Genomic DNA, 13,964 nt, shown 5'->3' on the forward strand with positions numbered 1-13,964 from the left:
CGGGCCGCGCGGGCCTGCTCGCGGGCGCGCGCCGCGTCGGCCGCCGCCGTCTCGGCGTCGTCGCGGGCCTCGTCGCGTTCGGTCTGCGCCGCCGCGATCTCGGTGGCGGCCTCCGCGCGGGCCTGCGCGAGTTGCCGCTGCACGCCCCCGGGGGACAGCTCGGCGTGCAACGCCTCGGTCAACGTCTCGACGATCTGGTCGAGGCGGTCCACCGCTTCCCAGGTGCGGGCCACCTGACCGGGCAGGCCGGGCGCGTTGCGGTGACGCATCCGGCTGTTGCGCGAGGCGCGCTGGCAGGCGCCGTCGTTGTCGCGGCAGTAGCGAAACGGCCGGCCCGCGCCGACACGCTGCGGCACCGGTCGTCCACAGTGGGCGCACGGGCGGGTTTCGGTGGGGGTGAGCGGGGCGTCCATCGAGGGCGAAGTCTAGTGCCGGCCGCTCAGCTCGCGGCCCGGGCGGTCGTGTCCAGGGTGTAGCGGCGTTGCAGCAGCAGCGCGGCGAGCATCGCCGCCGCGGGCAGCAGCCCGAAGCCGTAGCGGACCGCCGCGAGCGCCGCGTCCGGCTGCACCGGCGACTCGCCCGCCGTCGACGCCACGAAACCACCCACGGCCAGGCACAGCGCGTACGCGTAGGGGCCGAGGGCCGCGCCGGTGGCCTCGGTGGCCGTCCACACCCCGGTGTAGGTCCCCGCGCCCGTCGCAGCACCGGCGCCGGTGTCAGCCGCGGCCGCGCGGATCACGTCGGGCAGCATCGAGAACGGCAGCAGCTGCATGCCGGCGAACGCCACCCCGAGCACCGCCACCGCCGCCACCAGCACCGGCAGGCCCGCCGGGCGACCCACCGCCAGCACCAGCGACCCGGCCGCGAACGCGCCCTGCGCGCCGAGCAGCGCCCGCTGCTTGCCGACACGGCGGGCCAGCAGCAGCCAACCGGGAGTGACCAGCAGCGCCGGCGCGACGAACGCGGCCACCAGCACCGTGGTCAGGCCGGGAGCGCGCAGCTCGTACTCGGCGTAGTAGGGCACCCCGGCCAGGACCAGGTGGGTGGTCGTGGACATGGCCAGGTAGGCGGCGACCAGCCAGCGAAACTGCGCGTCGCGCAGGGCGGTGCGCAGCGCCCGCCATCCGCCGTGGCCTGCCGTCGTGGTGCTCGCCGCGGCGCCGCGCAGCCGGGCGATGCCGGCCACGCCGACGAGCATGGCGGCGAGCATCCCGACGGCCAGGACCACGCCCATGCGCTGGTAGCCGGCGCGGGTCGCGGCGTCGCCGCCGGTCACCAGTGGGGCCAGCAGCCCGGAGGCCAGGATGCCGAGGGTCAGCACGACCATCCGGAACGCCATCAGCCGGGTGCGTTCGTCGTAGCCGATGCGCAGGTCGGCCGGGGTAGCCAGGTAGGGGACCTGGTAGGCGGCGAAGAGCAGGTTGCCGGCGACGAAGAACACGGCCACCCACGCGGCGGCCGGCACGCCGGTCAGGCCGCCGGGCACGGCGAAGAGCGCGGCGAACGCGACCGGCAGGGCGCAGCCGAGCAGCAGCAGCCGCCGCCGGTCGCCCCGGCGGGCCTGCGCGACGTCGGCGCGGTGCCCGATCCAGGGGTGCAGCAGCACGTCGGCGATCTTCGGCAGCAGCAGCGCGAGGCCGGCCAGCCACGGCCCGACGGCCAGCACGTCGGTGAGGAAGTAGAGCAGCAGCAGGCCGGGCACGGTCACCCAGACGCCCATGCCGAGCGAGCCGGCCGCGAAGCCGGCCAGCGGGCCGCGGGGCAGTGTCGCGTCGGTGGCGGCCGCGGGCCGCCGGTCGAGCCCGGTCATCGCCGCATCCTCTCCGCAATCCAACAGTTGCTGGATTCTAGGGGCAGAATGGCGGCCATGACCATGCCCCGACGCCGTCCGGGTCGGCCCCGGCGCGACGAGACCCGACCGACCCGCGAGGTGGTGCTCACCGCCGCCACCGCGCTGTTCGCCGAACGCGGCTTCGACGCCGTCGGGCTGCGGGAGGTCGCCGCCGCCGCCGGGGTGGACGTCGCCACGGTCGCTCACCACACGGGTACGAAGGCGGCCCTGTACGAGGCGTGCTTCGCGCGGGTGTTCGCCGTCGAGCGGGAGGTCCTCACCGAGGCCGCCGCGCGGGCCCGCGCGGCCCTCGAATCCGGGCCGGACGCGGCGCGGCGGGCGCTGCACGACCTGGTGGACGCGTTCGTGGACTTCCTGGAGGACCATCCGGAAACCACCGCGCTGTGGCTGCGGCGCTGGTTGGAGCCGCAGCGGCACGCCGAGCTGGACCAGCGCTACTCCGAGCCGCTCTACCGGCTGGTGGCGGAGCTGCTGACCGCCGCGGCGTCCGCCGGCGCGCTGGCCGAGCCGACCCCGCACATCACCGTGCGCAGCCTGGTCTGGGCGACGCACGGGCACGTCGTGGCGCTGGCCGCGGGCGCGCCGGGCGCTCGGGAACGGCGCGAGTTCCGGGCGTTCGTGCACCGCCTCCTGGACGGGCTCTACGGACCCCCGGGGCCTTGACGGGCCGCCGCCACCCGACGATTATCCATCGGACGTTGGATTAATTGGGGGCAGCGATGCAGGCACCACCCAGGGTTGCGGTGATCGGCGCCGGCGCGGCCGGGCTCGCCGCCGTCAAGGCACTGCGCGACGCGGCCGTCGCGGTGGTCTGCTTCGAGGCCACCGACCAGGTCGGCGGCCTCTGGGTGTACGGGGCGCCCGACTCGCCCGCGTACCGCACGCTGCACCTGAACACCAGCCGCGGCCGCACCGAGTTCGCCGACCACCCGATGCCCGCCGACTGGCCCGACTACCCGGACCACACGCGGGTCGCCGGCTACCTGGCCGACTACGCCGACCGGTTCCGGCTGCACGACGCCATCCGCCTGCGGCACACCGTCGAGCGGGTCACCCGGCGACCCGACGGCACGTGGACGGTCGCCGCCAGTGGGCCGGACGGGCCGGTCGAGGTCACCGTCGAGGCCGTGGTCGTCGCCAACGGACACAACCGGGCGCCCCGGCTGCCCGACCCGGCGTACCCCGGCGCCAGCACCGCCGAGCAGCTGCACAGCCACGACTACCGGGGCCCCGAGCAGCTGACCGGGAAACGCGTCCTGGTCGTCGGGGGTGGCAACTCGGCGATGGACATCGCGGTGGACGCCTCGTACGCCGCCGAGCGGACCCTGCTGTCGCTGCGCCGGGGCGTCTGGGTGGTGCCCAAGTACCTGCTGGGCCGCCCGTCGGACACCCTCAACGGCGCGCTGGCCCGCCGGCTGCCGTGGCGGCTACGCCAGCGCATCAGCCAGACGATGCTCACCGCCACCGTCGGCAGCCCCGCCCGCTACGGCCTCCCCGCGCCCACGCACGGCTTCCTGCAGGACCATCCGACACTCTCCGACGGGCTGCTGTCCCGGCTGACCCACGGCGACGTCGAGGCCCGCCCCGGCGTCGCCGCCCTCGACGGCGACCGGGTCGAGTTCACCGACGGCCGCGTCGACGAGGTCGACCTGATCGTCTGGTGCACCGGGTACCGGGTGGAGATCGGGTTTCTCGACCCCGAGCTGCTCGGCGGCGGCGCCGACACCCTGCCGCTGTACCGGCACGTGTTCCACCCCGAGGCCCCCGGCCTGATGTTCGTCGGGCTGATGCAGTCCACCGGCTCCGCGTTCCCCCTGGTCGAGGCGCAGGCCAAGCTGATCGCCGCGCAGCTCGCCGGCCGGTACGCGCTGCCCGACCGGGCCCGGCAGCGGGCCTCCTGCCGGGCCGAGCTGCGGGCGGCGACGGCCCGCTGGGGGCAACGCCGCCCGGCGATGCGGGTGGACTTCGACGCCTACCTGGCCGAGCTGACCCGGGAACTGGCCTCGGGCGCCCGCCGCGCCCGCCCGGCCGGAGCGCGCCGGTGACGGGCCTGACCGGCCGGCGGGTCCTCGTCACCGGCGCGAGCGGCACCTTCGGCCGGCACCTCGGCGCCGCGCTGCACGCCGCCGGCGCCCGGGTGGTCGGGCTCGACCTGCACGCGGGAGGCGACGACGACCTGCCGGTGCTCGGCTGCGACCTGACCGACCCGGCCGCCGTCCCCGCTGCGGTGCACGCCGCCGTCGAACGCCTCGGCGGGCTCGACCTGCTGATCAACAACGCCGGGGTCGGTGGCCCCGCCCCGGCCGAGCTGCCACCCGATGAGGTGGTCCGCCAGCAGTTGGAGGTCAACCTGCTCGCCGCGTGGCGCACCACCGCCGCCGCGCTGCCCCCGCTGCTCGCCGCGCGCGGCCGGGTGATCTTCGTGGCCAGCCGGATGGCGGTGCTGCCGCTGCCGCTCGCCGCCGCGTACGGGGTCAGCAAGCGGGCCCTCGTCGCGTACGCCGACGCGCTGCGCCACGAGGTGGGCACCCACGTCGGGGTGAGCGTCGTCTACCCGAGCATGGTGGCCTCACCGATCCACGACAGCACCGCCGAGGCCGGGCTGTCCCTGCGGGGAGTGTCCCGCCCGGAGCCCGTCGAGGGTGTCGTCGCGGCGATCCTGCGCACCGCCACCGCCCGACGGGCGCCCCGGGACGTGGCGACCACCCGACGCGGCCGGCTGGAGATGGCCGTCGGCCGGCACGCGCCCGCGCTGGCCGACCGGCTGGTGCGCCGTACCCTCGCCGCCCGGCTCGCCGCCGGTGACCTGGACGCCGCGCCGCTGGCCGCCGGGATGCTGCGCCGCCACCGGGGGCGGTGACCGCCGGGTCAGGGCGTGGCGACCGCGGCGCGGGACCGGTCGGCGGCGATGCGCACGGCCAGCGCCGCGAGGGCCGTCCCGGTCACCCAGCGCTGCACCCGCAGCCACACCGGCCGGCGGGCGAAGAAACCGGCCAGCGCGCCGGCGCTGAGCACGATCAGCGCGTTGACGCTCAGCGCGACGGTGATCTGGGTCAGGCCCAGCAGCAGGCTCTGCGCCGCCACGTGCCCCCGCGCCGGGTCGATGAACTGGGGCAGCAGCGACACGTACAGGATGGCGATCTTCGGGTTGAGCAGGTTGGTGACCAGGCCCATGGTGAACAGCCGCCGTGGCGGGTCCGGTGGCAGCGGCGCGGGCGTGAACGGCGACCCGCCGCCCGGGCGCAGCGTGCGCCACGCCAGCCACAGCAGGTAGCCCGCGCCGGCCAGCTTCACCACCGCGTACAGCGTGGGGACCAGGACGAACACGGCGGCCAGGCCGGCGACCGCGGTGGCCAGGTAGACGCCGAACCCGGCGGCCACCCCGAGCAGCGAGATCAGCCCGGCGCGGCGGCCCTGCGCCACCGAGCGGGAGACCAGGTAGACCATGTTCGGGCCGGGCGTGAGCACCAGTCCCAGCGCCACCAGCGCGATCCCCAGCAGCGCACCCGTGCCGATCATGACGTTGCCCCCGTTCGCCGCCGCCTGGAGGAGAACCTAGACCGACCGGCGGCCCCGGCCCAGGACCACCTCACCGATGGTGGCCTGCGAATCGGCCGCGCGGGCGCAAACCACCTCGCGGGAATGGTCACGCGCCTGGGCGCGCTGACCTGTGGCACGTGTGTCGTCGCGAGCCGGAGGCGGCGCGTTACGGTGGCCAGGGGAGGTGCCGCAGGGTGACCGAGGCGTGGGACGCGGCCGTGGAGGCGCAGATCCGGGGAGCCGTGCAACGCGGCGAGTTCGACAACCTGCCCGGCATGGGCAAGCCGATCCCCGGGCGCGGAATGCCGTACGACGAGTCGTGGTGGATCAAGAGTTTCCTGGAGCGCGAGAAGCTGCCCAGCGACCTGCTGCTGCCCACCCCGCTGCAACTGCGCCGGCGCATCGAGCAGGTCCCCGACGAGGTCCGTGGCCTGCCCACCGAGCAGTCCGTGCGGGACTTCGTGGGACAGCTCAACACGCAGGTCGTCGCCTGGCTGCGCAACCCCGAGGGGCCTCGGGTGGCCGTGCGGCCGGTGAACGCCGACGAGGTCGTCCGTCGCTGGCGTGCCGAGCGCGCCGGACCCGAGGTCACGGTCACCGCCACCGACCCGGCGACCGTCACCGACCCGGCCGTCGCGCCGGCCCGCCGAGCCCGCCGGCGCTGGTGGCTGCGCTGGCGCCGCCGGGGCTGAGAACGGATCAGTCCACCGCCGCGCGCCACGTCCAGGACGTGCGCTGTGCCCGACCGGGCAGCTCGCCGCGACCGGTCATCCACAGCAGCACGTCGGGCGCGGCGCCGGCCGGGGCGTCCGGGAAGAGGCGCCGCAGCACCAGCGCGCTCAGTCGGGGCGACGGCCGCCACGGCACACCGAGGCCGAGGGTGATGTCGTGGGTGTGCAGCAACGTCTCGGCCACCCCCATGGCGGCGAAGCCGGCCGGGTCGCAGGGGCCGAAGTGCCAGGCCCGCGCGTCCGGTGCGGCGGCGTCGACGGCGACGGCGAGCAGCCCGGCGCAGGCGCGCGCCACGTCGAGCACCCGCGCCGGGTCCGCGGTGGGGGAGACCCGCAGGTCGTACGGCAGGTAGCCGTCCTGTGCGAGGCCGGTGACCTGGCCGGCGTACGCGAGCAGGTCGTGCGCGATGTGCGCCGCGGTGGTCCAGCAGCTCCACGTCAGCGTGCCGGCGGGCACCGACCAGTCGCGTTCGCGGTGCGGCGTTAGCGCCCGCGTCATCTCGTCGGACGCCTCCCGCAGGTCGGCGCCGGTCACCGTGGACACCCGTGGCCCCGGTGGCCAGCACCGTGAAAGGTCGATCCGTGCAAGAATCCATCCTCGCAATCGGGGGAGGCGAACAGGATGTTGCCCAGCCTGGTGGTGGACACGACGGTACTGCCGCCGCCGGAGCGGTTCGATTTCTGGTACGCCCTGGTCGCCCAGGAGGCTGCGCCCGCGCACATCACCAGCGCACGGCTGGACAACTTCGTCGCGTACGCCCAGGCCATCGACCTCGGCCGGATCCGGTTGACCTCACTGCGGTACCCCTCGCTGCACGCCACCCGGCCCGCCGGGCTGATCCGCCGAGCCGAGGCGGACATCTACCAGCTCGCGCTGCCACTGACGGGTCGCAGCACCCTGGTCCAGGACCGCACCGAGACCACGCTCGTCGCCGCCAGCCATTTCACCCTGCTGGACACCGCGCGCCCGTACATCGCCCGGCACCGCGCGGACGGCCCCGGTCTCGCCGCGACGATCACCGTGCAGATACCCCGCGCGGCGCTGCCGTTGGCACCGGACCGGCTGCGCCACCTGCTGGCCACGCCGCTGCCCGCACGCCTCGGCGTCGGCGGGCTGTTGACCCACCACCTGCGCAGCATCGCGGCCCACCCGGAGCAGTACGAGGCGGCGCAGGCCGAGGTCCTGGGCACCGTGACGCTGGACCTGCTCGCCGCCACGCTCGCTCAGCACCTCGACATCGAGGACACCCTCTCACCGGAGGCCCGGCACACCGCCCTGCGCGCCCGCGTCGTCGACTTCATCGACCGCCACCTCGACAGCGCCGAGCTCAGCCCGCGTAGCGTCGCCGCCGCCCACCACATCTCGCTGCGGTCGCTGCATCGCCTGTTCGAAGGGGAGGCGACGACGGCTGCCGAGCTCATCCGCGCCAAGCGCCTGGAGCGGTGCCGGCGTGATCTCAGCAACCCGCTGCACCTGCGCCAGCCGGTCCATGTCATCGCCGCACGCTGGGGGTTTGCGGACAAGGCTCACTTCAGCCGCCTCTTCCGTGCTCGCTACGGACGTTCACCGCAGGCGTACCGGATGGCCATCGCGCACCGGGAACGGTGACTGATTCCCCGGCCGCCCGTTCTTCCCTGCACCGTGGCGAGGCGGCCGGGTGTGCGGAACCGCTAGCGCCGCCGGCGATCGGTCGGGTCGTCCGCCACGAAGTCACGGACAGCGGCGCGGATGGTCTCGCCGTACGGGTCGTCCGGTAGCTGCGCCAGGTGTTCGCGGGCTCGGGCGAGGTATTCCCGGGCCGGGCCGGTGTTGCCCAGCCGTCGGTGGCAGTCGGCAAGGTTCAGGTACAGCGACGGCAGGAACGCCTGCACCTGGAGCGAGGGCAGGTAACGCTGGGCGCGTTCGGCGGTCAGTTCGGACACAGCGGCCAGGGCCCGTTCGTCCCAAGCCATCTCCGCCTCGGTGGTGTCCTGCAGGTCGGCGAGGTGGTGGGCCAGGGTGCAACAGTGCAGGGCGTCACCGGCGGGGCCGATCTCGTCCCACAGCGTGGTGAGCAGCTCACGGGCCTGGGCGGGTGCGCCGGTCTGGCCGAGCTGCACCGCCTCGATGATGCGGGTCATGGTCGGATCGGGTGCCGGCTGGTCGTTCACGTCGCCGATGCTCGGGCCTCGACCGGGTCGAGGGTCAAGCGGATGGCGGCGCCGGTTCAAAGAACTGGACGCGATCATGTACGGGCTTGTAGCTTGCAGGGGACCGCGACACCGCCCGAGGAGGTGAGACCCATGAACGCTCGTTCGATGTGGGTGCTCCCCCTGCCGTCACGGTTTGGGCGACTGACGTAGGTGTCGCCGGGAGCGCCTCTCACAACAAGGCACTCCCGAAAGGCCACTCCTGTGCCCTCCGCGCACTTCACCGCCGAACCCCCGTCGACCGACACGGGCCGGCGCGACCCCATCGTGAACGACGCCTCCGAACTTTCATCGCCGAGCCCCATCTTCGATGTGATCATCGCCGGCTGTGGGCCGACGGGTGCGATGCTCGCCGCCGAGCTGCGCCTGCACGACGTGCGGGTTCTCGTCCTGGAGAAGGAGACCGAGCCGACCTCGGCCGTCCGGATCGTCGGCCTGCACATCCGCAGCCTCGAGTTGATGGCGATGCGCGGACTGCTGACCCGGTTGCTCGAGCATGGACGAAAGCGTCCGGCCGCCGGCTTCTTCGCCGCCATCAACAAGCCCGCGCCCACCGGGCTGGACTCCGCGTACGCCTATCTGCTGGGCATCCGGCAGCCGGTCATCGAACGTCTGCTCGAACAGCACGCGATCGATCTGGGCGCGCAGGTCCGGCGCGGCCAGGCGGTCACCGGTCTCGCGCAGGACGACGAGGGTGTGACCGTCGAGCTGTCCGACGGGCAACAGCTGCGCACGCGCTACCTCGTCGGCTGTGACGGCGCGCGCAGCACGGTGCGCAAACTCCTGGGCGTCGGTTTCCCCGGCGAGCCCGCGCGCACCGAGACGCTGATGGGCGAGATGGAGGTGGGTGTGCCGCCGGAGGAGGTCGCCGCCACGGTGGCCACGATCCGCGAGACCCATAAGCGATTCTGGCTCCGTCCCGCAGGCGTCGGCGTCTACAGTGTCGTGGTCCCAGCGGCGGACGTCAGCGACCGCGCGCGACGGCCCACGCTTGAGGACTTCAGACAACGACTGCGGGCCGTGGCCGGAACCGATTTCGGCGTGCACTCCCCACGCTGGATGTCCCGCTTCGGCGACGCCACCCGGCTGGCCGAGCGGTATCGGGTCGGGCGGGTGCTGCTGGCCGGCGACGCCGCCCACATCCATCCGCCCATCGGCGGGCAGGGCCTCAACCTGGGTGTCCAGGACGCGGTCAACCTCGGCTGGAAACTGGCCGCGCAGGTCCGTGGCTGGGCGCCGGAAACGCTGCTGGACACCTATCAGGCCGAACGTCATCCGGTCGCCGCGGACGTGCTGGACAACACCCGAGCCCAGACGGAACTGCTGTCCAGCGAACCGGGCGCGCAGGCCGTACGCCGGCTGCTCACCGAACTGATGGATTTCGACGAGGTGAACCGCCATCTCCTGGAGAAGATCACCGGGGTCGGGATCCGGTACGACGTCGGCGAGGGCCCCGACCTGCTCGGCCGCCGCCTGCGCGACATCGACCTGCGGCCCGGCAACCTCTACGCTCTGCTGCACCGCGGCCGCGGCCTGCTGCTGGACCGCACCGAACGCCTCAGCGTCGGCGGCTGGTCAGACCGGGTCGACCACCTCGCGGACCCGACCGCGGACCTGGACGTTCCGGGTGTGCTGATGCGCCCAGACGGTCACGTCGCCTGGATCGGCGACGACCAGCAGGACCTGGACGATCACCTGTCGCGCTGGTTCGGCGAGCCCGCCGACCAGGGTCGCCGACTCTGACGGAAGACCGGTGTTGCGCCACGCGGCGGGCGGCCGAGCGTCGGCGTCAGTCGAGGACTGGCGTCGATCGCCCCTCGTCCACGGTGTACGCGCCCGTGGAGATCACGCCGAGGGTCGTGGGCGTCAGAACAGGCGTTTCCCGGTTCCGACGACGACCGGGTACTGCGGTGTGTCACTGGAAGGGGATATACCTCAGAGTCATATTCATACCTCTGAGGTATATCGCTTACCGGCGCGGCAGCGCCCAGGCGGGCCTGAGACGCGCTTTCGCGCCTGCGATGATCTGCCTGGTGTAGCGCCTGCACGAGCCTCCAACTGCCGTGGACCTGGAGCTCTCGGCCGGGAAGCTCCTTGAGCCGGCGCGCGGCGTCGACGATGCCGGTGCGGCAGGCGGAGGCTAGCTGCCCGGCCGCGGGCCGGTCTTGTACAGGACGACATCGTCGGGTCGTCGCCCGCCCGTAGCCCTCGCGCGGTGCGCCCGACGTAGCGCCGCAGCGCATGTGCCAGGTGAGCCTGGTCGAAGTACCCCAGCGCCTCGACAACCGCGCACCAGTCGAGACCGTCGCGCAGCATCGTGGCCGCGGCGTTCGCACGGTCGCTCTGGGTCGCGGCGGTCCGCGACAGGCCGGTGATCGCGCGGTGCTGCCGCTGGAGGGTCCGCGTTGACCGCGTCCGCATCGGTGTCGCGATGCGTGAATCGCAAGCCCAAGGCCCCTTCATAGCATTCTGGCGTCGTCGGCTCCTGAGCGTAGAGGAGCGAGCAGCGGGCCAGTCGGCGCTCATTTTCGGTTTACCAGTAACGATAATCCGATAATCCACTCCCACAAAAGGGGCATACCGTGCGCACATCATAATGACAGTTATTGTGCGTAAGGGGTCAGGATGGTGTACGCGCGAGATCGCGGCTGCTGTCCAGCCTCGCGGAGCGCGGACAGCTGGCGTCACGGGTGCCCATCGGGCCTGACGAGGCTCTACCGCAGGAGGCCGCGGCATTAGTGTTCGACCGTGGACTGCTACGCCTGTGACCAGAATCGGCGGATCGACACCCTGCCGGCCCGTGAGCTCGTCGCCGCTGACGAGCACTGGCGGGTCGCCCACGCGTTCGACTCGACCTTGCCCGGGTGGCTGGTGCTCGTTCCGCGCCGGCACGTGACGTCGATCGCTGAGCTGTCCGACGCCGAGGCGGCCAGCCTCGGCACGTGGCAGGTCCGGCTGTCGCGCGCCCTGCACGCCGTGACGGGGTGCGCGAAGACCTACGTCATCCAGCTCGCCGAGAAGGAAGGTTTCGCCCACGTGCACTTCCACGTGGTGCCACGGATGCCAGATCTCCCGGCTGATCGCCGCGGCCCTGCGGTCTTCGGCTACCTGAACGCCGCCGAGGGTGACCGCCTTGACGAGGCGCAGCAGGATGACATCGCCGCCGCGCTCCGCGCACAGCTCGAACCGGCGCGATGAGGAGCTGGTGACGAAGCCCTATCCCGGGACGTACGCCGAGCGGGCCTGAGCCACCTCGGCTGCCTGGCGTTCGCGCCAGCGGCGCTGGCTGTCCCGGTTGCAGGCGCGGCACGTGCGGCGGTACCGGCCCGTCGACTCGTCGAGTTCGCGCTCGTGCCCGTTGCGGCAGGTCGGCGTCTGCGTTCTCGTGCGGCAGTTGTCCGCGTGGCTGACCTGCCGCAGGTGGGTGGGCTCGACGCAGTCCTTCGCGGGGCAGAGGTGGTCGACCTCCAGGTCGGGGTCGTACCCGCCGACGAAGACGGCGTAGGCCGCGATGTGCGCCCAGGCTCTGCCGGCGACCTTCTGGTAGACGCCGCGCTGTGAGCCGTAGCCGCGGATGATCAGGCAGCCGTCGGCCTGCCGGACCGAACGCTGCAGCAGATACTCACGCAGACTGTCCTCGGTGAAGTGTCGGGACAGGCCGTTGACCCCGCTGAGCACGCCGTCACCCTATCCGGGGAGGCGGGCCGCCTGCTCGGGCAGGTCCACGTCGGTGCCGTCGGCGACGTCGGCGCAGGGGACCAGCCGTACCTCGTCGCCCCGGGCCCGCAGGTAGTCCCGCGCGCCCCGGTCTCCGGTGGCCGCCTCGGCCGCGTCGGCCCAGTGCTGTCGGCCGAGCAGCACCGGATGCCCGCGTCGACCGTCCGCATAGGTAGCCACGGCGAGGGAGTCGGCGGTGGCGTCGCGGGCAATGCGGCGTACCGCCTCAGGGGTGAGGCCGGGCATGTCGACCAGGGTGACCACGACGGCCACGGCCGGACTGGCCGTCAGGGCGGACAGCCCGGCCCGCAGGGACGAGCCCAGGCCTGTCGCCCAGTCGTCGTTGAGCACCACGCCCGGCAGTCGCGTCCGGGAGCGGACCTGGTCGGCCTGCGCGCCGAGCACCACCACGACCGGTTGGCAGCCGGCGGCCGTGAGGATCGCCGCCGCGTGGTCCACCAGGAGTCGCCCCCGGTAGGGCAGGAGGGCCTTCGGCATGCCGAGTCGACGCCCGGCGCCGGCCGCGAGGAGCAGTCCCGCCGTCACCATGGGCCGAGCGTAGTCAGCCGCGCGCCCCTCGGCGTCGGATCGGGATGGGCTTCCGGGGGTGAACCGGTCGGCCGGGACCGCTAGCATGCATCTCGTATCTGCTGTCACGTATTTACGGTGAGGTGCCGGATGACACCGGACGAGACGTCGGCGTGGCAACGACTCTGCCCCCTGCCGATGGCCCAGGTCGACCCGCTGCCGGCGATCGCCCGTCACCTGGGTCACCCCGACACCGCCCGCCGGCTCGCGGCGGCCGACGCGGGGCGCACACCACCGGACGACGTCCTGGCCGAGCTGCGGGAGATCGGCGTCGCCGCCGTGTACGACCCCGACAGCGCCACCGCCGTGCACGTCAACGCCCTCAACGCGCAGGCCGCGCGGCACAGCGGGAGCCTCGCCATCACGCTCGGGGTCAACGCGCTGGCCCTGCTGCCGCTCTGCATCGCCGGCACGCCGGAGCAGCGCGATCGGGCGGGCGCGGTGCTGCGCGACGGTGGCGCCGCCGCCATGCTGCTCACCGAGCTGGCGCACGGCAGCAACCTGGCCCGCACCGGCACCCGCGCCGACCCGGTCGACGGCGGGTACCGGCTGACCGGGGAGAAGCAACTGATCAACGGCGGCACCCGGCACGACCTGCTGGTCACCCTGGCCCGGCTTGCCGACACCGACCGCTTCGGCCTGTTTCTCGCCGAACGCGACGACACGGTGACGGCCCTGCCCCGGTGGCGGACGCTGCCCGCCGTTGCCGCCGACATCTCCGGCGTACGGTTCGCCGGCACCCCGGCCCAGCCGATCGGCGCGCCCGGCGACGGGCTGACCATCCTGCAGCTGACCCTGGCGCTGTCGCGGGGTGGCATCGGCTCACTCGCCTCCGGCGCCGCCAGCGGCGCGCTCGCCCAGGCCGTGCGGTACGCCCGCGAGCGCGACGTCTACGGCGAACCGATCGTGCACCTCGGCGCGATCGCCGAACACCTCGTCCGGACGGCGGCCCTCGACGTGCTGGTCGCGGCGACCGCCGTGAAGGCCACGTTCCTCATCAACGCGCTCGGGCCGGCCGCCGCGTACGCCGCCACGGTGGCCAAGTACGCCTGCTGCGAGCTGGCCGAGCAGGCAGTCACCGAAGGCCGCACGGTGCTGGGGTCGCGGGCACTCGTCGAGGAGTTCGGGTACGCCGCGCGGGTCCGTGACGTGCTCCTCTACGGCGTGTTCGACGGCACCCGCCACATCCTGCTGGATCAGTTGCAGTGGCGGTTGGAACGCTTCGCCGCCGGCTCCGACCGCTCCGGTGACGGCTATCCGGTGCTGGCCGAGGCGTACTCCCGGACACCGCAACCGCTGGTGCGGGCCGCGCGGCTGCGGCTGCGGTGTCCGGGAGTACGCCTCGG

The 13,964-nt window shown here is 73.6% G+C and carries 14 protein-coding genes and 1 pseudogene; 8 read left to right on the plus strand and 7 right to left on the minus strand.

The genetic code is table 11. The annotated features are described in order from the left end of the window. Together ABZU53_RS31000 and ABZU53_RS31005 are read right to left on the minus strand one after the other, a co-directional pair. Positions 1 to 413, minus strand: a pseudogene (locus ABZU53_RS31000) (hypothetical protein); the annotation flags it as partial. Between the two features lie 26 nt (positions 414 to 439). Further along, positions 440 to 1,810 carry an MFS transporter gene (locus ABZU53_RS31005; RefSeq protein WP_355069117.1) on the minus strand — a complete coding sequence of 457 codons (1,371 nt, stop codon included), beginning with the start codon at positions 1,808 to 1,810 and terminating at the stop codon, positions 440 to 442. Positions 1,811 to 1,867: 57 nt separating this feature from the next. Between ABZU53_RS31005 and ABZU53_RS31010 the strand changes: the two genes are divergently transcribed. The 3 genes from ABZU53_RS31010 to ABZU53_RS31020 are packed head-to-tail and all read left to right on the plus strand — an operon-like array spanning position 1,868 to position 4,712. Further along, positions 1,868 to 2,515 carry a TetR/AcrR family transcriptional regulator gene (locus ABZU53_RS31010; protein WP_354863298.1) on the plus strand — a complete coding sequence of 216 codons (648 nt, stop codon included), beginning with the start codon at positions 1,868 to 1,870 and terminating at the stop codon, positions 2,513 to 2,515. 56 nt (positions 2,516 to 2,571) lie between these two features. Next, entirely contained in the window at positions 2,572 to 3,897 is a 1,326-nt protein-coding gene (locus ABZU53_RS31015) for an NAD(P)-binding domain-containing protein (protein ID WP_355069119.1), read from the plus strand. Further along, positions 3,894 to 4,712: an SDR family NAD(P)-dependent oxidoreductase gene (locus tag ABZU53_RS31020; RefSeq protein ID WP_355069121.1), complete on the plus strand. Its 819-nt coding sequence runs from the start codon at positions 3,894 to 3,896 to the stop codon at positions 4,710 to 4,712. The genes ABZU53_RS31015 and ABZU53_RS31020 overlap by 4 nt, the downstream gene beginning before the upstream one ends. Positions 4,713 to 4,720: 8 nt before the next feature. Here ABZU53_RS31020 and ABZU53_RS31025 read toward each other — a convergent pair whose 3' ends face one another. Next, positions 4,721 to 5,371: a LysE family translocator gene (locus tag ABZU53_RS31025; protein WP_354862818.1), complete on the minus strand. Its 651-nt coding sequence runs from the start codon at positions 5,369 to 5,371 to the stop codon at positions 4,721 to 4,723. A 215-nt stretch (positions 5,372 to 5,586) separates the two neighbouring features. Between ABZU53_RS31025 and ABZU53_RS31030 the strand changes: the two genes are divergently transcribed. After that, positions 5,587 to 6,084 carry a DUF1992 domain-containing protein gene (locus ABZU53_RS31030; RefSeq protein ID WP_355069123.1) on the plus strand — a complete coding sequence of 166 codons (498 nt, stop codon included), beginning with the start codon at positions 5,587 to 5,589 and terminating at the stop codon, positions 6,082 to 6,084. A gap of 7 nt (positions 6,085 to 6,091) precedes the next feature. On the opposite strand, the gene ABZU53_RS31035 is transcribed toward ABZU53_RS31030, so the two are convergent. Then, on the minus strand, positions 6,092 to 6,658 hold the full coding sequence (locus tag ABZU53_RS31035; protein WP_355069127.1) for a maleylpyruvate isomerase N-terminal domain-containing protein: 567 nt from the start codon (positions 6,656 to 6,658) through the stop codon (positions 6,092 to 6,094). Between the two features lie 87 nt (positions 6,659 to 6,745). Here ABZU53_RS31035 and ABZU53_RS31040 point away from each other — a divergent pair, with 87 nt between their 5' ends. Then, the gene (locus tag ABZU53_RS31040; RefSeq protein ID WP_354862822.1) at positions 6,746 to 7,732 is read left to right on the plus strand and encodes a helix-turn-helix domain-containing protein; all 987 of its coding nucleotides are present in this window, start codon (positions 6,746 to 6,748) and stop codon (positions 7,730 to 7,732) included. A gap of 62 nt (positions 7,733 to 7,794) precedes the next feature. Here the strand turns inward: ABZU53_RS31040 and ABZU53_RS31045 are convergent, their stop codons facing one another. Beyond that, positions 7,795 to 8,244, minus strand: coding sequence for a hypothetical protein (locus ABZU53_RS31045; protein ID WP_355069129.1), 450 nt, complete (start codon positions 8,242 to 8,244; stop codon positions 7,795 to 7,797). Between the two features lie 372 nt (positions 8,245 to 8,616). Here ABZU53_RS31045 and rox point away from each other — a divergent pair, with 372 nt between their 5' ends. Beyond that, complete coding sequence (gene rox, locus ABZU53_RS31050; RefSeq protein ID WP_355069130.1) at positions 8,617 to 10,056, plus strand: rifampin monooxygenase; 1,440 nt, start codon at positions 8,617 to 8,619, stop codon at positions 10,054 to 10,056. Positions 10,057 to 11,061: 1,005 nt separating this feature from the next. After that, entirely contained in the window at positions 11,062 to 11,511 is a 450-nt protein-coding gene (locus ABZU53_RS31055; protein ID WP_354862826.1) for an HIT family protein, read from the plus strand. Positions 11,512 to 11,529: 18 nt separating this feature from the next. Here ABZU53_RS31055 and ABZU53_RS31060 read toward each other — a convergent pair whose 3' ends face one another. Together ABZU53_RS31060 and ABZU53_RS31065 are read right to left on the minus strand one after the other, a co-directional pair. Continuing rightward, positions 11,530 to 11,991 carry an HNH endonuclease gene (locus ABZU53_RS31060; RefSeq protein WP_354862828.1) on the minus strand — a complete coding sequence of 154 codons (462 nt, stop codon included), beginning with the start codon at positions 11,989 to 11,991 and terminating at the stop codon, positions 11,530 to 11,532. Between the two features lie 9 nt (positions 11,992 to 12,000). Continuing rightward, positions 12,001 to 12,579 carry a nucleotidyltransferase family protein gene (locus tag ABZU53_RS31065; RefSeq protein WP_355069124.1) on the minus strand — a complete coding sequence of 193 codons (579 nt, stop codon included), beginning with the start codon at positions 12,577 to 12,579 and terminating at the stop codon, positions 12,001 to 12,003. Positions 12,580 to 12,708: 129 nt separating this feature from the next. Between ABZU53_RS31065 and ABZU53_RS31070 the strand changes: the two genes are divergently transcribed. Further along, positions 12,709 to 13,964, plus strand: a 1,256-nt coding sequence (locus tag ABZU53_RS31070) for an acyl-CoA dehydrogenase family protein (RefSeq protein WP_355069125.1), incomplete at its 3' end; no start/stop codon positions are given.

Source organism: Micromonospora sp. NPDC005194, from assembly GCF_040608335.1.
In the GTDB taxonomy this organism is placed as follows: Bacteria; Actinomycetota; Actinomycetes; order Mycobacteriales; family Micromonosporaceae; genus Micromonospora.